We start from the raw sequence: 17,522 nt of genomic DNA on the forward strand, positions 1-17,522 counted from the left end.
AGCAAACATGAACACAAATGTAAACCGAAGAGATTGGCTCAAAAGAGGCGTTCTTACCGCTGCGGGCGTTATGGCAGCACCGTATTTGTCCTATGGAGCGTTTCCTACACAACCCATTAACATGGACAGTAAAGGAAATATTCCTTACACCCCTTTTTTTAAAGAATATTTGCCTTATACACTCGAAGCACCTGTTGAACTTTTGGCAAAATTGAATGCTAATGAAAACCCAATTGGCCCATCGCCAATGGCGGTAGCTGCTATGCAAAAGTATGCTGCAGGAGGTAACCGTTATGCATGGAAGGAGTTATATACTTTAATGGATAAAATTGCTCTAGAGGAAGGGGTTAAGCAAGAACATATTATGATGGGTCCTGGTTCTTCTGATTTGTTAGAAAAAACGGCAATGGTATTTTTCCAAAATGGGGGCAACATTGTTTCTGCTGACCCAGCATATATGTCTTTAATTAAAGTTGCAGAGGCTACGGGCGCAATTTGGAAACCAGTAAAATTGAAAGATGATTGGTCTCATGATTTGGCGGGTATGGAGGCCGCTATAGATGCAGACACTAAATTGGTTTATATCTGTAATCCAAATAACCCAACAGGAAGTATTACAGAACATGAAGCACTTTTAGATTTTTGTTCACGAGTTGCTGAGAAAGTTCCAATTTTTGTAGATGAGGCGTATTTAGGCTTCCTTGGTGAAGGTTTAAAAAAGAGTATGGTCTCTTTGATTAATGAGGGTAAGAACGTTATGATTGCGCGTACTTTTTCTAAGATTCAAGGTATGGCAGGTTTACGTGTTGGATACATGGTTGCACAACCAGAAACTTTGGGAATCATACAAAAAATAACACGTGGTGGTATGGGTATATCTTTACCATCAGTGCATGCGGCTATGGCTAGTATGGACGACGCTGAATTCAAAAACAAGACAATTACATTGAACAAATCCTGTAGAGAATATGTCTACGAAAACCTTACGAGAATGGGGTTTGATTATGTGCCTTCTTCTACAAGTTTTATAATTTTCCCTATTGAGATGGAAGGAAAAGCGTTCTTGGAAGAAATGACCGCTGAAGGAGTCGGTGTACGGGCTTTTGAAATCTATGGTAAAAACTGGTGTCGCGTGAGCATGGGCACTATGGACGAGATGAAGCTATTTACTAATGCGCTAGAAAAAGTGCTAGTTTAAGTTTGAATTAGCCCTGGAGTTGGATTCTTTAGATAATTGCCTTGAAAATCATCTTTAGTCTAACTCCTTAGGGCTAATCTATACCTATTTAAAATAAAAAATAATCTCTAAGCCTTCATATCTATGAATTTTGCCCTTCAAAAAACATTGGAACTCTTGATTATTATTGGATTGGGACTACTTTTGCAAAAAAAGGTAGCAAAACAAGATTTAAAAGGAGTTAAGGTACTAATACTAAGCGTTGCCCTACCTGCAACAATCTTTGTTGCCTTGCTCAAAATAGAATTAAAAGGAACACTATTAATTTTTCCTTTCTTAGCGTTAACCTTTAATCTAATAATGTTACTCGCTTCAAAATACTTTCTTTCGGTATCCCTTCCAAAAAACGAAAATGCCAAGAAACGTACGTTAATAATGCTCTTACCATCTCTTGCTCCAGGATTATCTTGTTTTCCATTTATTGTTGTCTACCTAGGAGATGATTCACTTGCTCTAGCTGCTCTGGCAGACGTAGGAAATAAAATATTTGGGCTTATTCTGCTTTATATGTTAGCCATGCATTGGTATCACAAAAGAGCAATAAAAGATAACTTAGATTCCTCCAAAAATAAAATAAAGAGTTTAGTTTTATCTCTGATAAATGAACCTATTAATATGATTATAGTTCTTGGGTTATTACTTTTAGGATTTGGATGGCACTTAAATTCGTTACCCTCATTTTTACAAAATACCGTACTTAGTATGAAAGTACTCATGACACCATTGGTATTACTTTTTATTGGTATGGCCGTTCGTGTTAAATCGGGGGAATTTAGAATTATCATTTCCATGCTCCTGAGACGTGCTGGTATTGCATTCTGTCTATCTGCCCTTGTAGCTTTTAGCATTCCTTCATTAACCCCAGCGATGCTCTTGCTATTGGTAGTATTTCCACAAAGTTCTTGTAGTTTTTGGCCTTTTGCTCACATGAGTGCAATTAATTCTATGGAAGAAAAGGATGCACATCCTGAACCAACATTTGATGTTAATTTTGGTGTAAATATATTGGCGTGCTCCTTACCCTTTTCCACCATTCTGATTATAGGTATTTTCTCCTTCAGTGAGTTTTTCGTCAATCCAGTTGCTCTAATTGGAATAGGACTTAGCGCACTGGCAGTTTCGTACGCACCTGATATTTTTAAATCGAGAAGTTTTATGATGGATAGGGAAAAAAGAACTTTAGATGCACCACTTAGAAAAAAGTCCGCTCTAAAAATTAAGAGAAAATCCACGTTAGAAGAGGTTGCTAACGAATCAAAAGCTAGCTGAAACAGAAATTAAAGTACGAATTACTTTAATTTCCAATTTCCCAAATACTATAACACATCCCTAGTGCCTTTTTAAATTTGATATAGTAACATTAAAAATTTAGTAAAGCATCTATTTCCTTCTTTCGCGAGCCAATTAATTTTTTCACAACACTACTTCAATCGGTACACGATAAATTATTCCTTCCACGTAACTACCCTTTCTAATCTCCTGAAAATCTATATTCTCTCTGAGATATTTGGCAAGCATGTCGCTTTCGGTAGTTATAGATAAAATACTGACTATACCTTTACCATCCACCGCAAGGCGGACTTCGGCCTTTTGTCCTCTAATTTCATTCGGAATCCAATCTTCTCCTAGCATTCCATAAATCTGACTAGTTAATGCTCTTGCATTCTTTGGTTCAGTATCTCGAATATCATTTGCAGAAACAAATGCGGTATTCAAAAAAGCAGTAATTACAACGATACATATAAAATTCCTCATAGCTTAATTATTTAATTCACAACTAAATATATTAATTATATCTTATCATATATGTTATTAAAATATTAAATTCTTATTATTTAGTACTTTAATTAACATTATTATAATAATAAGCGCGTCAGAATATGTTACAGAAAAGAAATATGTATTAGATATTGCACAAAATCAAAAACCAAAGGGTTATCGCTATGCGTCCTTTTGTTTTTTGATTTTATTCAGTGAAACCAACAAACAAATTCAATACGTTTCTTTCATCCATTCGTAAGGTTGACGATTTATCCACAAACCTCTAGTGAAATCAGGAAAATCTTGAGGTTCACCGTTATTGTCTATAGAGAGCTCAGACAACGGAGTTACAGCACTCCAAGCGGCAGCATCGTAAGCATCCATTGGAGGAGCTATGTTAGCTTTTGCAGATTCTATAAAAGAGTTCATAACAAAGAAGTCCATTCCACCGTGTCCAGCATCTAAAGCATATTCGCCGTATTTCTTCCAAAGGGGGTGGTCATATTTTTTCAACCATTCCGTGGCTTCACTCCATCTATGTGATTCAGATTGACCCTCTATATATATTCTATTTCCATCTACCTCCCATAAACCATTTGCACCTTGGACCCTAAACCCTAAGGAGTAAGGTCGGGGTAAATTACAATCATGTGTAATAATAATAGTTTCCCCATTTGCAGTATCAATAGTAGTGGTAATAACATCACCCTGCTTAAATTTAACTTTAGCATTCGGGTGGTCTTTTCCTCCCACCTTTTCAATATAATTATGTAATCCTATTGCCTTTGTTGCATGCGACGTTAAAGACATAAATCTATTTCCCCTGTTGATATCTGCCATAGCTGCAACAGGACCTAGGCCGTGTGTTGGATACACATCAGCATTTCTTTTTACCGAGTGTGCCGTACGCCATTTGGCTTCGGAAATCCCCTTTTTCCCAAACTCTGCACCTTTACCAGAGGCTGTTTTCCCATCGTTAAATTTTATATGGCGTAAGTCGTGCTGGTAACCGCACCTAAAATGTACCAACGCTCCAAAAACGTTTTGTTTTACCATGTTTAAAACAGCGAGTACGTCTCTGCGATAATTCACATTCTCCATAATCATCATATGGGTCCCAGTAGCCTCATGCGTATTCACTAAATCCCAACATTCTTCCAAGGTATTGGAAGCAGAAACCTCTACTCCTGCATATTTACCAGCTTTCATAGCGTCTACCGTCATGCGAGTATGCCATAACCACGGTGTGGCAATAATAACGGCATCTACTTCTTTAAGCTCTAATAAATTTCTGTAGTCGTAATCACTAGCTCCAAATACCTGCGGTACTTTAGCGCCTGCTTTTGAAATCAAATCCTTGGCAAGCGTAATTCTAACAGGGTCAACATCACAAATAGCGGTAATATTTACGTCTTTACGTAATAACAAATTTTGTAAGTGATTTGTTCCCCGTAATCCGACTCCAATCATTGCGACATTAAGCTTGTCTGCGGCACTGTATATGTTTTTAGTAAAACCTGGTACCGCAAATAGTCCAGCTCCAGCAAGTGATGTGTTTTTAATGAAATTACGTCTTGAGCTCATATCAGTATGTTGGATTTATGCATTGAATTTATGAAAAACTTGCATCATTGGACAAGATATGCTGTTTATTATTATAGTTATTACCCTATTAAAACACCATACATCTAACTTCCGCAGTGTTTTTTAAAGACAATCCTTACTTTTACACTATAAATATAACAACCATGACATTACTTTTAATGGCTGCTGGAAGCGGCAGTAGATACGGAAAATTAAAGCAATTTGATGAACTCGGCCCTAAAGAGGAGTTCCTAATGGAGTTTGCTATTTATGATGCGATTAAAAATGATTTTAATCAAATCGTGGTTATTACCAAGGCGGAAAATGTACACTTCTTACATGAATACCTAAGCGAACGATTACCGAAAAACATAAAACTTGATGTATTGGCACAGGAAATAAGTGATTTGCCCGCTGGTATTGCATTTACAGGAGAACGGAAGAAGCCTTGGGGCACTGCACATGCTGTTTGGACCGCAAGAAACGCAATCAATGGCCCTTTTGTGGTCATTAATGCTGATGATTTCTACGGACAAGCAGCGTATAAGAAAGCAGCCGATTTTATCAAATCTGATAACAGTGCATACGCTTTATTAGGGTACACTTTAAAAAACACGCTATCTGAACACGGGTCGGTATCTAGGGGGGTTTGTAAAGTATCGGGTGATAATTTATTATCTGTAGAGGAACGATTAAAACTAGTTCAAAAAGGACAGATAGTCCTAGACGAGGATACTGGTTTGGAATTTACCGGTGATGAACAAGCAAGTATGAATTTTTGGATATGCAGACCATCTATTTTTGCGAAAATTGAATCGGAATTTAAAATTTTCTTAAATGATGATGAACGAATTGCCAATAGCGAGCTCTACTTGCCTTTTATGATACAAGAGATGCTTCAAGCAAAAGAAATAGAGGTGAAATGTATTCCATCTGGTGGCGATTGGTTTGGCGTAACCTATGCCAGCGATAAAGAAACGGCTATCGAAAGTTTGCAACACAAAACCAACCAAGGGCAGTATGTTTCTCCTTTATGGAATTAACAAATAGCACATATACGTCAGAAGATCTTCAAGAACTTCTGGGGTGTTTTGTAGTAGAAAAGCAACAATTTAGATTTCAACCCCTCACTGCTGGCTTAATAAACGAAACGTTCTTGGTGTGTAACGAGGATCAACCCATGTATGTTCTCCAGCGTATCAACCACGCTGTTTTTCCTGATGTTAGTGGATTAATGAAAAATGTTTCCGGTGCCTTGAAAGTCTTGAACGAAAGGGACTATTCCGAAATTAGACTTTTAAAAACTAGGGACGGTTCTTATTTTATTAAGGTGACTTCGGGTTATTGGAGGTTAATGAGTTTTATTGTGGATAGTACCACCTATAATACTACGGAAAAAGAAGAAACTGCCTTTGAGGCGGGGCGGATAATAGGAAACTTTCACCTACTCCTAGAAGACCAGAATCTTTTAGAATATACGGATACCATTCGACGTTTTCACGATTTAAGTTTAAGGGAGCAACAGTTTAAGAGTGCGTTAGCTACTGCAGACACTTTTAAATTAGAAACCGCTCATGCTCACATAGCTTTTGCTAAAGAAACATTAAACACTTTAAAAGACATACAGTTAGATGGGTTAAAATTGCGCGTATGCCATAACGACACCAAATTAAACAACATCCTATTTTCCAAGCAAACGGGTAAAGGACTATGTCTTATAGATTTGGATACGATTATGAAAGGGTATTTTTTCTATGATTTTGGCGATGCTATTAGAACTGTAGTTAATACAGCACCTGAAGACGAAAAACAATTAAGCCACATCTGCTTTAAAGACTATTTGTTTACCTCATTCGTAGAAGGACTTGCCAGCAATCCTTCTTTTTTAAGTGAGGAAGAATTAGAATCCTTGCCCATGGGCGCAGTTTTTATGCCTTTCATTCACGGTCTTAGGGCGCTAACGGATTATCTGGAAAACAATAGGTACTACAAGGTTACTTATCAAAACCAGAATTTAGACCGATGTATAAGCCTGTTTGATTTTTCAAAAAAAGCTTTGGATAAAATTCCATTTATGGAAACGGAATTAAAACGTTTGTTTTCCGCTAGCCTTTAACAAGAAAAGAGACATAGCACCCATCCTTTTATCCCTTTCCAAGAGTGGAGGCCTTTTATTTAAATCTAGCAGTTTAGTTACTTTGGTTACAATACTAGTGTTAATAAAAATTTCGCTTCTTTAAGAATTTCTGATTTCCTAATAACTGGAATTTGGCTGTAGCAGATTAAGACCACTATCTGAATTTTTGCTAAAGCTGACAAGCAGTAGCGTAAGAAAATAATAGGAGGCTTCCACTTTTAAAAATGTTTAAAACCAAAAAGAGTCCGGTTGTTTCGAACCGGACTCTTTTACGAGAACACTATATGAAAATGAAAAAAGTTTATTCGTTTTTCTTACATAGTAAAAATACCTTCTTTTTACCTGTTGTAAAACTTATTGTTGTGAACCCATGCAGTTCTGTTGTGAACGAAGACAATTTTGTTTTAAATGCGTTTCACATGGTTTAGAAGTTGAAAAATCAGAAATTAATTATCAAATTAATCATGACCTTAAATATGAAATAAGGCATTGTTTTTATAATAAATTGGATGCCACACAAAATAGAAAAACATTTCGGTATATGGTATAAAAAAGCCGATGCTTCCATCGGCTTGTACTAACTAACTTAAAATATGAACATCTGTTCCATAAGAACATTATAAAAATAAGTCGTTCACATGGAGTTGGTGTTACGTTAACCTAAACAATAGGTTATGTTATTTGAACGCTGGATATCCTGTAATATCAGCACCCGTAATTAACAGATGAATATCATGTGTTCCCTCATACGTTATCACACTTTCTAAGTTCATCATATGTCGCATAATACTATACTCGCCTGTAATTCCCATGCCGCCCAATATTTGCCGCGCTTCACGTGCAATTTTAATGGCCATATCTACATTGTTACGTTTAGCCATGGAAATTTGAGCAGTAGTAGCTTTGCCTTCATTCTTTAATTGCCCTAGTCTTAATGCCAATAACTGTGCTTTGGTAATTTCTGTAATCATCTCTGCAAGCTTCTTTTGTTGTAACTGAAAAGCTGCAATAGGCTTACCAAACTGTACGCGTTCCTTAGCATATCGTAACGCCGTATCGTAACAGTCCATGGCAGCACCTATAGCACCCCAAGCAATACCATAACGTGCAGAATCCAGACATCCTAATGGAGCACCCAGGCCTGTTTTGTTAGGCAATAAGTTTTCTTTAGGGACTTTTACATTATCGAAGATTAGTTCTCCTGTAGCCGATGCGCGAAGTGACCATTTGTTATGTGTTTCTGGCGTAGAAAAACCTTCCATACCCCGCTCAACTATTAAACCATGGATTCTTCCTTCTTCATTTTTTGCCCAAACAACTGCAATATCAGCAAATGGGGAATTAGATATCCAAAGTTTTGCACCGTTCAAGAGATAGTGGTCACCCATATCCTTGAATTTTGTCTCCATACCACTTGGGTTTGAGCCATGATTAGGTTCCGTAAGTCCAAAACAGCCCATCCATTCGCCACTCGCTAGCTTGGGTAGGTATTTTTTTCGCTGTTCTTCTGTGCCATAAGCGTATATAGGGTACATTACTAATGAAGACTGTACAGAAGCTGTAGATCGTACTCCGCTATCACCACGCTCTATTTCTTGCATTATAAGTCCATAACTTATCTGATCTAGACCAGCGCCACCATATTCTTCTGGTATATAAGGACCAAAAGCACCAATATCCGCAAGGCCACCTATAATCTGCTTTGGAAACTCAGCCTTTTGGGCATATTCCTCAATAATCGGAGAGACATCTCGCTTTACCCATTGGCGTGCGGCATCACGGACCAATTTATGTTCATCGGAAAGTAAATCATCTATATTATAATAATCTGGGGCTTCAAATAAATCAGGTTTCATACTTTACAATTTTCATCAAAGATAAATAGAAAAAATATAACATTAGAAAGACTAATTGTTGTATTAAACATGTAGTGTCTGTGTTGAAATAACGGTTTAAGCGTTTAAAAATTGCGCCAATAGCTTATGAAAATGGTGTACTCCTTTTTCCCGAGTAGGTGAAAACCTTCCTGCTTTATAAAAATGGGATTGTACACCTTTCTGCACACCTTCAACGACTTCTTCATCTTCTAACTCCACCTTGTCTAACCCAGAACCAGCTCCCTTATCTAGTTTGTTCTCCTTATAGACATAACTCATAAATGACACTTTAGTTTTCTTCATATGTAATGGTTGGACCAGATTAATGGATACCCCCCAAGGGTAAAAATTGAACATCATATTGGGGAAAACCCAGTAATAGTAAGCTGCTACTTGTTTCTCAAAATCTGGATGGCCTGCCGGTAACTCAAAAACCGCTTCAGACTCCTTCGCGTAACCAATTTGAAGAGTACAATGATCGTACAAAATAGTATCATAACTGCCATAATCAAGAGCAGCATCTAAACCTTCATGCACAAAAGGAATATGAAAACCTTCAAGATAATTATCACAATAAAGAGCCCAATGTGCATTGACCATATATTCCTTGTTTCTGCTCTTATCAAGTTTAAATTCATCTAATGGTAAAAACCCCACACGTTCATTCATACTATCTATAACGTCTTGAAAATCAAAACTTGGGTTTAGACCTGCAAATAAAAAGGGTCCCCATTTTCGTAATGGAAATTGATGTAAACTGTCGCAAAGTCTTGGAAAATCTTGGGTTTCTTTAAACTCTGGCATATGTTCAAATTTCCCATTAAGTGCGAAACGTCTACCATGGTATCCACAGACTATTTTTTTTGTTTTCCTAGGTGTATTAATTAAAAGATTGCCTCGATGTGTACAAACGTTAGTCAAGCAATATATAACCTCATCAGTATCTTTAGTTAACAGCATGGGTTCAGTTAAGAAACCATCTAACAAAATAAAAGGATGTGAATTCGAAGTATCTTTTATTTCTTGTGTACTGCCAACCCATTGCCAAGATTTATAAAATATGGATTGTTTCAGCGCTTCAAAAACCTCAGGGTTTCTATAAAAAGAGGACGGCAGTGTTTCTGCTTTGGAAATGTCAGCATCTATATGAAAGCTATAATCCATAACTAATTAATTTGTAAATTAGGCAAGGTTCTTTTCAAAAGTAACCAATTATCACCTAAAAGAACTTCACAGTTAAATGAGTAATGAAACTAAAAAAATAGGTTTATGGACCTGCACTTCGTTAGTTGTAGGGAATATGATTGGAGCCGGTATCTTTTTAATGCCAGCAGCCTTAGCTTCCTATGGAGGCATTAGTATCTATGGATGGCTTTTTTCTTCAGTAGGGGCGTTATTATTGGCTTCGGTGTTTGGAAAATTAAGTACCCTTGTTAAAAATAAAAATGGCGGCCCTTATGTCTATGCAAAAGAGGGAATAGGGGATTTTGCTGGCTTCTTGGTCGCTTGGGGATATTGGATATCTACCTGGGTTGCCAATGCTGCTATTACTATTGCTTTTGTTAGTGCGCTGAGTGTTTTTTTTCCGGTTCTGGAGACAAACACCCTTTATGCCGTTTTATTAGGACTAGTAACTATATGGTTTTTAACATGGATTAACGCTAGGGGCATACGCGCATCTGGTAAGGTACAAGTAGTAACCACCGTATTAAAATTGATTCCTTTGATACTCGTTATTATTAGTGGCATCTTTTTTTTCAATATTGACAATTTTATTCCATTTAATTCGAGTGGAGAAACTGATATGGCAGCTATTGCCATAACAGCAACCTTAACGCTATATGCCTATCTAGGCGTGGAAAGTGCAACGATACCTGCCGGAAACATCGAAAACCCGGAGAAAACAGTACCGAAGGCGACCATGTTAGGAACCATAATCACCACTTTAGTTTATGTGTTAAGCACGGTTGTCATTATGGGAATGATACCATCGGATATTTTATCAACATCGCCTGCTCCTTTTGCTGATGCGATGCATATAATAGCAGGAGAATGGGGTCGAAATCTAGCTGCTTTTGGGGCAGCAATTGCTGCTTTTGGCGCTTTAAATGGTTGGATATTGATACAAGGTCAAATAGCAATGGCAACCGCAAAAGATGATTTATTTCCTAGAGTATTCAGAAGAGAAAATAAGAATGAAGTTCCTGTTTTGGGAATTATTATAGGGAGCATCTTAACCTCACTGGTCATGGTAATGAACTATTCTGAGGGTTTGGTAGCGCAGTTTAAATTTATAATTCTACTCACTACGCTTTGCTGTTTAATTCCATATTTATTCACTGCCGCAGCTTATATTTTAATTTTAGTTGAGCGCAAATCCCCAAACCTTAAATGGTTACCAGAAGTGACGCTTTCTAGCCTTGCCTTTAGCTATTCTTTATGGGCAATATACGGTGCTGGCGAAAAAGCAGTTTATTACGGATTTTTGTTACTGCTTGCGGGTATTCCTTTTTATGTTTGGATGAAATTTAGAAATCGATTAAAAAAGTAAAATACATTATGAAGTATACGAGTCATTCTGAATACCTTCCCTTATGTTCCGTTTTTATAAAAACCGCTTCTGATGCTTTCATAAATGAGGATAAATTAGAAGCCGAATGGGAGACCCTAAACTATTTAGGCAAACCCAAACTATTAAAATCAAATACTGAATATGAGATTTTTGAAAACATCTTAAAGGGTAAAGGTGTTGAAATAATCTATTCTCCTATGGATACTAATTTATCCTTAGACGCAATTTATTGCCGAGATGCATCTATCGCAACCAATGAAGGAATTATTATCTGTACCATGGGCAAGCAAGAAAGAGCGTTGGAGCCAGAAGCACAACGAAAATCTTTTCTAGACAATGGAATTCCTATTTTAGGAACCATTCAAGATCCTGGCACATTAGAAGGTGGCGATGTAGCCTGGTTAAACCAAAATACCTTAGCTGTTGGACTCACCTATAGAACCAATCTTGATGGAATAGAGCAATTGAGAACGCTACTCAACCCTCAAGGTGTTAGCGTGATAACGGTAGACTTACCACATTATAAAGGTGTTGAAGACGTATTTCATTTAATGTCAATTTTTAGCCCTGTTGATAAAGATTTGGCGGTGGTCTATTCTCCATTAATGCCTATTAGATTTAGAAATCTATTATTAGAAATGGATTATAAATTGGTTGAGGTTCCTGAAGAGGAGTTTGATAGCATGGGTTGTAATGTCTTAGCAATTGCACCACGAAAATGTGTTATGGTAGCAGGCAATCCAAAAACAAGGCAAGCACTTGAAAAAGTAGGCTGTGAAGTTCTTGTTTACAGCGGAAAAGAAATTAGTGTTAAAGGTGGTGGTGGTCCTACTTGTTTAACAAGACCAATAAAAAGATTAAAATAAAACTACATTTTCAAATAAAACTCTTTCGTTAGTGCACTGTAAGCTTCGGTGTATTGATGTCTTTGAACTTCAATGGTCAATTCATCTTTTAAAACTTCTTTTTTGTTAAACGAAAACTGAAGCAAACTTCTTTTGATTCCGGAGGAAGGGGTGCCTTTTACCCTGGTTATATGTTGCGGGTAAAGCCCTAATTGTGATGCTAAATCTATAAATTGAAGCTCTTCCTTGTATGGAATAATAACTGCAAAAGAACCACTAGGGGCTAATAATTGTGCTACGCCTTGGAGTAATTCCTTAAAAGGTAAAGCAGTGTTTTGCCTAGCTAAATCTCTTGAGACATCTCCACTAGAAACGTCCTCGCTGTAAAACGGTGGATTGGAAACAATCAAGTCATAGGGCTCATCTATTTCATCTACCAGTTCGTCTAAGCCAGCATGAAAACAAAAAAGCCGGTCTGCCCATGGCGAGGCTTCAAAATTATCCACACACTGCTCGTAGGCAGCCTCATCAATTTCTATCGCTTCAATATTTTCTGCGTCGCATCGTTGTGCGAGCATAAGTGCAATTAGTCCCGTACCGGCACCTATATCCAAAATGGTATTCGGTTTAGCTTCCACTGAAGTCCAAGCACCTAATAAAACACCATCCGTACCAATTTTCATGGCACATTTGTCTTGTTGAATGCTAAATTCCTTAAACTTGAAAGGTTTGCTCATTCCATTTGCCCCGCTTCCCTAGTTTCTGTACCCTCTAGTTCTAGGAGGGAATCTCCTAAACGGGAACGCATATCGTTCGCCAACAGTTTTATTTTAGCTACTATTTCTGGATGCTTTGATGCTACATTGTTCGTCTCGCTTACATCGTTTTGCACATCGTAAAGTTCAATTTCTTCCATATCTATCATACGGTAGTCTCCTGGTAAGCCATCTTTGCCCAATTCCATTCCGTCCATAGTTCTATATCGGTGTGGAAAGTATAGCTTCCATTTCCCATAGCGTACCCCAAATAGTTCATTTACCCTGTAGTAAAAGAAATAGGCTTCCTGAGGACCTGTGTCGGTCTCTCCCGTTAATAATTTTAGAACACTCTTACCATCGATGATATTTTTAGGTAAGCTTGCTCCTGTCTCCTCTGCAATAGTGGGTAGGATATCTATGGCCATGACAGGTTCTGCAATCACCTTACCCGAAGGAATTAATTTTGGGTATTTAATAATAAAGGGTTCACGTTGCCCACCTTCCCAAGCGGTTCCTTTTCCTTCACGCAACGGGTAGGCGCTTCCGGCGTGGTTGCCATACGAGAGCCAAGGTCCATTATCTGAGGTGAAAATTACGATAGTATTTTCTTCTAGTCCGTTGGCTTTCAAAGCAGTTAGAATTTGGCCTACAGACCAATCTATTTCCATAATTACATCGCCATATAAGCCTCTATTGGATTTTCCTTTGAACTTGTCTGATACAAACAAAGGAACATGAGGCTGTGGATGGGGAACATATAGAAAGAAAGGATTATCCTTGTTTCTATTAATAAAGTCGACACTTCTTTCTGTAATCTGAGTAGTTAACTGAGATTGTTCTTCCAAGGTATCTATAACAGTTTCGTTTTCATATAACGGAAGGTCGGGAAAGTTAAAAACTGGACCTTGCTGGGGATGGTAGGGCCACATATCATTAGAATACGGAATACCAAACCACTCATCAAAACCATGACGGGTGGGTAAGAACTCTTTTTGATGCCCCAAATGCCATTTTCCGAATATTGCAGTGGCGTACCCTTGTGTCTTTAGCATTTCTGCCAATGTAGTCTCGGAAGCATTTATACCATGGGTATTTCCAGGCCCAAGGGCATTATGGATGCCTATTCTATTTGGATAGCACCCTGTAAGTATACCTGCTCGAGAGGCCGAACATACCGCTTGAGCTGAGTAGTAGCTTGTAAGTATGGTTCCTTCCTTTGCCATTTGATCTAGGTGTGGCGTTGCAATGTCGTCTGCTCCATAAACCCCAACATCATTATACCCTTGGTCGTCTGTAAATATAAGCACCACATTAGGAGGTTTACTTATACCTTCAGTTTCTTTTGGTGCTTCTTTGCACCTAAGAAACAAACATAAAACACCAATAGAAAGAAAAAAGGGAACCTGGGTAATAGCGCTTAATAATCTGCTCATCATATATTAAAATTTGGAAGGATTCTACTTTTTGCATCGTTCAGGTAACTTCTGCCGATGGTATATCTTAGGCCACCAACTTCAACACTGTTACCTTCTACCACACTTACCTTATCTATAGCAATAGTATAAGATCGATGTATTCTTAAAAAACGGTTCGAGGGCAAATCATCCGTAAAGCTACTTAGTGTACTATGGATAATATACTTGGAAGTTGGGGTTATGATTCGGATGTAGTCCTTGAGACTCTCCACCACCATGATCTCATCGAGGAATATCTTTTGGAGTTTCTTTTTATCCACCTTCACGAAAATACTAGGCTTCTCCTTTCTATCGTTGTCCGAGGCTTTGAGAGCACCTTGCTTTAGACCAATGACCCGGTCAACAGATTTTAAGAACCTTGGTAATGAAATAGGTTTTACCAAATAGTCTATTGCCTCTAATTCAAAGCTCTTTAATGCATGTTCCTCATGGGCGGTCGTCATGATAACAAAAGGTTTTTTATGCAGTGTTCCCAGAAGTTCCAGTCCATCCAACATGGGCATGTTAATGTCCAAAAAAATAATGTCCACATCGTTATCCCTTAAAAAAGAGGAGGCGTCCATTGCATTTGAAAAGGTTTCTACTAGTTGTAGTTGCTTAACCTTCAAAATATAATTTTTTAATATGTTGATTGCTAAAGGTTCGTCATCTACAGCTATAACTTTTAATATCATATCACTTTAAGTTTAAGTATTACATTAAACATATTGTTCTCCTCAAAAATGGTAAGATCATAATCGCTTTGGTCATAACCTAGTTCTAATCGTTTTTTTACATTAGACAAGCCGATGCCACCTGCCCTTGTTGGTAAGTCTCTAGACGTATTTGCATTGGGGATGGTGTTCGCAATGTTAAAGGTCATAAAACCATTAGTTACCTTTAAATCTATGGCAATGTGCATTTTTCCAATATTTTTACTAGCGCCATGCTTAAAACAATTTTCAACCAAAGGTATCAGCAACATGGGAGCAATTTTACAGTTGTTGAGCTCGCCAGAAATATGCATGTTAACTTTCAAAGAATCATCAAAGCGGATACGTTCTAGATCGATATAGTTTTGAATACATTCTATTTCGCTAGTAAGATCTTGTTTCCTTTTTTTGGTAGCATATAAAAGATATCGCATAAGGTCGGATAGTTTTAAGATAACTTCCGGGGCCTTATCTGACTTTTCCAAGGTTAAGGAATAAATATTGTTTAAGGTATTAAAGAAAAAATGTGGGGAAACTTGTGACCTTAAAAACCGTAATTCTGTTTGTAGTTGTCTTCGTTCTAAATCATGTAATTTACTACTTTCCTTTAGCCAATCAATAGTCAATTTAATAGCAGTAAAAAAAGAGATGACATATACCTCCCCAATCATGGTCTGCACTGCATAACCAAAGGTGAGGGTGTTAGTTTCCACGGGACCTTCTGGCCAAACATCGGTACTTACCAGATTATACGTGAGATTATACTTAATTAATAGCATTACAAAAATTGCTGAAACGATACCCAAAGTATATAAAAAATATTTTTGGGTGTATACCAGTTTTGGCATAAGGTAATAGACATTAAAATAGGCTAAAATCATATGTATAGGAAAGCCGATTAAATTTGTCTTTAACGAATAAATAAAATCGTCATGAATACTGCTCCATCGCAGGGTGTTGAAAAGAAAATATAGTCCCCAAAAAACAATATGATGCCAGTATTTTATTCCATAATTCGAGGAAGACCCTGTTTTTCCTAAAAATTCTCCTACACTTTTATTTATCTGCATACCTCAATAATTACCCTCGCCAATTTGTATGTTTAACAACGTTACCTTGTTGTTGGTCTAAATTTATTCCTAACCCAACAAAAAACAGCAAAATTTCTATTGTAAAAAATTTAATTCGGTAGTTTGCTCGTATTTAGTATAAAAAGTGACTAAAATACTTAAAAACAATAGAATAAAAATCATCCGAATAGGAAAGAGGTGATTTTGGGAATTTGTAGGTTTGAAAAAAATCATCATTTTACAAATTTTACACTAATCGGTTTTGTTACATTCTATCTATTTCTAAATCAGATATTAAAAATGTTTTAATTGTTCAGTATACGTTTCGAATTAATTTTAAAAAAGACCTTAAAGCAAGTAAGACAATGTCGATATGATGAAAATACTAATGACGATGCTTAAAGCAATGCGTATGCACGACCCTTCAATTAGATATAAAAAAACCGTGGCACTTGTCCTTTTTACCTTGTACCTAGGATGTATTTCGATAGTGGCGCAAAATATGCCAAGAACTTATGTTGCGTGCAACACGACGGAAACAATAACGGTGGACGGTAAAATGACGGAGTTAGCTTGGCAAAAAACCCAATGGTCCCAATTGTTCAAGGATATCGAAGGTGAGAAAGCAGCAACGCACCAGACAAGGGTTAAAATGATTTGGGACGAGGATAACCTTTACTTTTTTGCAGAACTAAAAGAACCACAAGTCTGGGCAACATTAAAACAAAAGGATACTGTGATTTTTTACAACAACGATTTTGAGATTTTCATTGACCCAGATGGGGATACACATGATTATTATGAATTGGAAATCAACGCCCTGAATACGATATGGGACCTATATTTATCCAAACCGTATCGTAACCGCTCCCATGTTCTCAATAATTGGGATATTAAAGGGTTACAGTCTGCCGTTCAAATCAATGGTACACTCAATGACCCTAAGGACATAGATGAGGGCTGGAGTATAGAAATTGCTATTCCATGGTCTTTTACCAAAGGCCCGGTTGGAAAGGCCGTAGTGCCAAAAAATAAATACTGGCGATTAAATTTTTCTAGGGTCAACTGGGATTACGAACTGACTGACCAAAGGTATTCCAGAAAGAAAGATGTCAACGGTAACTACCTTCCTGAATATAATTGGGTATGGTCTCCGCAAGGCGTTATAAATATGCACGAACCCGAACATTGGGGCTATGTCTATTTTTCTTCCGATGCCGTTGGGGTCGATACTAGTTTCGATATCCCTAAAGATGAACACATTAAATGGTATTTATACGAACTTTACCGGAATTACAGAAAGGAGGAGGGTCAAAAGGTTGTTTGGAAACCCATAGGAAATCAATTTACGACAATACCGAAATCGATTTTAGGAAAACCGATTTCGCCTATGTTAGAAATTAATAGTTTTGGTTTTACTATTTGGACCACAAGTCCTTTTACCGGTGATAAATTGATCATACATAATGACGGAAAATTTGAGCGTATTGATAAAGAGGACTAATAAAGATTAA

Annotated in this window: 15 protein-coding genes; 7 read left to right on the forward strand and 8 right to left on the reverse strand. The window is 37.3% G+C overall.

What is annotated here, in order from left to right; genetic code table 11:
- The first annotated feature begins 7 nt into the window (after window positions 1-7).
- Window positions 8-1,198, forward strand: a complete 1,191-nt coding sequence (locus Q360_RS0116865; RefSeq protein WP_027078118.1) for a pyridoxal phosphate-dependent aminotransferase — start codon at window positions 8-10, stop codon at window positions 1,196-1,198.
- A gap of 123 nt (window positions 1,199-1,321) precedes the next feature.
- Window positions 1,322-2,506, forward strand: coding sequence for an AEC family transporter (locus Q360_RS23760; RefSeq protein ID WP_084273492.1), 1,185 nt, complete (start codon window positions 1,322-1,324; stop codon window positions 2,504-2,506).
- Between the two features lie 144 nt (window positions 2,507-2,650).
- On the opposite strand, the gene Q360_RS0116875 is transcribed toward Q360_RS23760, so the two are convergent.
- Together Q360_RS0116875 and Q360_RS0116880 are read right to left on the reverse strand one after the other, a co-directional pair.
- Window positions 2,651-2,992, reverse strand: coding sequence for a hypothetical protein (locus Q360_RS0116875; protein WP_027078119.1), 342 nt, complete (start codon window positions 2,990-2,992; stop codon window positions 2,651-2,653).
- 237 nt (window positions 2,993-3,229) lie between these two features.
- Window positions 3,230-4,582 carry a Gfo/Idh/MocA family protein gene (locus Q360_RS0116880; RefSeq protein WP_027078120.1) on the reverse strand — a complete coding sequence of 451 codons (1,353 nt, stop codon included), beginning with the start codon at window positions 4,580-4,582 and terminating at the stop codon, window positions 3,230-3,232.
- A gap of 164 nt (window positions 4,583-4,746) precedes the next feature.
- Between Q360_RS0116880 and Q360_RS0116885 the strand changes: the two genes are divergently transcribed.
- Together Q360_RS0116885 and Q360_RS0116890 are read left to right on the forward strand one after the other, a co-directional pair.
- The gene (locus tag Q360_RS0116885; protein ID WP_027078121.1) at window positions 4,747-5,625 is read left to right on the forward strand and encodes a nucleotidyltransferase family protein; all 879 of its coding nucleotides are present in this window, start codon (window positions 4,747-4,749) and stop codon (window positions 5,623-5,625) included.
- A complete protein-coding gene (locus Q360_RS0116890; protein ID WP_051554789.1) occupies window positions 5,616-6,698 on the forward strand; it encodes a phosphotransferase enzyme family protein in 1,083 nt (360 codons plus the stop codon). The genes Q360_RS0116885 and Q360_RS0116890 overlap by 10 nt, the downstream gene beginning before the upstream one ends.
- Before the next feature lie 698 nt (window positions 6,699-7,396).
- On the opposite strand, the gene Q360_RS0116900 is transcribed toward Q360_RS0116890, so the two are convergent.
- Window positions 7,397-8,575, reverse strand: coding sequence for an acyl-CoA dehydrogenase family protein (locus tag Q360_RS0116900; protein ID WP_027078124.1), 1,179 nt, complete (start codon window positions 8,573-8,575; stop codon window positions 7,397-7,399).
- Window positions 8,576-8,671: 96 nt separating this feature from the next.
- The gene (locus tag Q360_RS0116905) at window positions 8,672-9,760 is read right to left on the reverse strand and encodes an aromatic ring-hydroxylating oxygenase subunit alpha (protein WP_027078125.1); all 1,089 of its coding nucleotides are present in this window, start codon (window positions 9,758-9,760) and stop codon (window positions 8,672-8,674) included.
- A 76-nt stretch (window positions 9,761-9,836) separates the two neighbouring features.
- Between Q360_RS0116905 and Q360_RS0116910 the strand changes: the two genes are divergently transcribed.
- Both Q360_RS0116910 and Q360_RS0116915 read left to right on the forward strand, forming a co-directional pair.
- Window positions 9,837-11,147: an amino acid permease gene (locus Q360_RS0116910; RefSeq protein WP_027078126.1), complete on the forward strand. Its 1,311-nt coding sequence runs from the start codon at window positions 9,837-9,839 to the stop codon at window positions 11,145-11,147.
- Window positions 11,148-11,155: 8 nt separating this feature from the next.
- On the forward strand, window positions 11,156-12,034 hold the full coding sequence (locus tag Q360_RS0116915) for a dimethylarginine dimethylaminohydrolase family protein (protein ID WP_027078127.1): 879 nt from the start codon (window positions 11,156-11,158) through the stop codon (window positions 12,032-12,034).
- A gap of 2 nt (window positions 12,035-12,036) precedes the next feature.
- Here Q360_RS0116915 and Q360_RS0116920 read toward each other — a convergent pair whose 3' ends face one another.
- The 4 genes from Q360_RS0116920 to Q360_RS0116935 are packed head-to-tail and all read right to left on the reverse strand — an operon-like array spanning window position 12,037 to window position 16,008.
- A complete protein-coding gene (locus Q360_RS0116920; protein WP_027078128.1) occupies window positions 12,037-12,750 on the reverse strand; it encodes a tRNA1(Val) (adenine(37)-N6)-methyltransferase in 714 nt (237 codons plus the stop codon).
- Window positions 12,747-14,207, reverse strand: coding sequence for a sulfatase family protein (locus Q360_RS0116925; RefSeq protein WP_027078129.1), 1,461 nt, complete (start codon window positions 14,205-14,207; stop codon window positions 12,747-12,749). The genes Q360_RS0116920 and Q360_RS0116925 overlap by 4 nt, the downstream gene beginning before the upstream one ends.
- Window positions 14,204-14,920 (reverse strand): LytR/AlgR family response regulator transcription factor, encoded by a 717-nt coding sequence (locus Q360_RS0116930; RefSeq protein ID WP_027078130.1) that lies wholly within the window; start codon window positions 14,918-14,920, stop codon window positions 14,204-14,206. The genes Q360_RS0116925 and Q360_RS0116930 overlap by 4 nt, the downstream gene beginning before the upstream one ends.
- The gene (locus tag Q360_RS0116935) at window positions 14,917-16,008 is read right to left on the reverse strand and encodes a sensor histidine kinase (RefSeq protein WP_027078131.1); all 1,092 of its coding nucleotides are present in this window, start codon (window positions 16,006-16,008) and stop codon (window positions 14,917-14,919) included. The genes Q360_RS0116930 and Q360_RS0116935 overlap by 4 nt, the downstream gene beginning before the upstream one ends.
- Before the next feature lie 373 nt (window positions 16,009-16,381).
- On the opposite strand from Q360_RS0116935, the gene Q360_RS0116940 reads away from it, so the two are divergent.
- Window positions 16,382-17,512 carry a carbohydrate-binding family 9-like protein gene (locus tag Q360_RS0116940; protein WP_316931542.1) on the forward strand — a complete coding sequence of 377 codons (1,131 nt, stop codon included), beginning with the start codon at window positions 16,382-16,384 and terminating at the stop codon, window positions 17,510-17,512.
- Window positions 17,513-17,522 lie beyond the last annotated feature (10 nt).

The organism is Maribacter antarcticus DSM 21422, assembly GCF_000621125.1.
Classification (GTDB): Bacteria; Bacteroidota; Bacteroidia; order Flavobacteriales; family Flavobacteriaceae; genus Maribacter; species Maribacter antarcticus.

What these genes read in the sequence shown, in the direction of transcription:
- Q360_RS0116865 (WP_027078118.1), top strand. Translation starts at nt 8, where the DNA reads ATGAACACAAATGTAAACCGAAGAGATTGGCTCAAAAGAGGCGTTCTT.
- Q360_RS23760 (WP_084273492.1), top strand. Translation starts at nt 1,322, where the DNA reads ATGAATTTTGCCCTTCAAAAAACATTGGAACTCTTGATTATTATTGGA.
- Q360_RS0116875 (WP_027078119.1), bottom strand. Translation starts at nt 2,992, where the DNA reads ATGAGGAATTTTATATGTATCGTTGTAATTACTGCTTTTTTGAATACC.
- Q360_RS0116880 (WP_027078120.1), bottom strand. Translation starts at nt 4,582, where the DNA reads ATGAGCTCAAGACGTAATTTCATTAAAAACACATCACTTGCTGGAGCT.
- Q360_RS0116885 (WP_027078121.1), top strand. Translation starts at nt 4,747, where the DNA reads ATGACATTACTTTTAATGGCTGCTGGAAGCGGCAGTAGATACGGAAAA.
- Q360_RS0116890 (WP_051554789.1), top strand. Translation starts at nt 5,616, where the DNA reads ATGGAATTAACAAATAGCACATATACGTCAGAAGATCTTCAAGAACTT.
- Q360_RS0116900 (WP_027078124.1), bottom strand. Translation starts at nt 8,575, where the DNA reads ATGAAACCTGATTTATTTGAAGCCCCAGATTATTATAATATAGATGAT.
- Q360_RS0116905 (WP_027078125.1), bottom strand. Translation starts at nt 9,760, where the DNA reads ATGGATTATAGCTTTCATATAGATGCTGACATTTCCAAAGCAGAAACA.
- Q360_RS0116910 (WP_027078126.1), top strand. Translation starts at nt 9,837, where the DNA reads ATGAGTAATGAAACTAAAAAAATAGGTTTATGGACCTGCACTTCGTTA.
- Q360_RS0116915 (WP_027078127.1), top strand. Translation starts at nt 11,156, where the DNA reads ATGAAGTATACGAGTCATTCTGAATACCTTCCCTTATGTTCCGTTTTT.
- Q360_RS0116920 (WP_027078128.1), bottom strand. Translation starts at nt 12,750, where the DNA reads ATGAGCAAACCTTTCAAGTTTAAGGAATTTAGCATTCAACAAGACAAA.
- Q360_RS0116925 (WP_027078129.1), bottom strand. Translation starts at nt 14,207, where the DNA reads ATGATGAGCAGATTATTAAGCGCTATTACCCAGGTTCCCTTTTTTCTT.
- Q360_RS0116930 (WP_027078130.1), bottom strand. Translation starts at nt 14,920, where the DNA reads ATGATATTAAAAGTTATAGCTGTAGATGACGAACCTTTAGCAATCAAC.
- Q360_RS0116935 (WP_027078131.1), bottom strand. Translation starts at nt 16,008, where the DNA reads ATGCAGATAAATAAAAGTGTAGGAGAATTTTTAGGAAAAACAGGGTCT.
- Q360_RS0116940 (WP_316931542.1), top strand. Translation starts at nt 16,382, where the DNA reads ATGATGAAAATACTAATGACGATGCTTAAAGCAATGCGTATGCACGAC.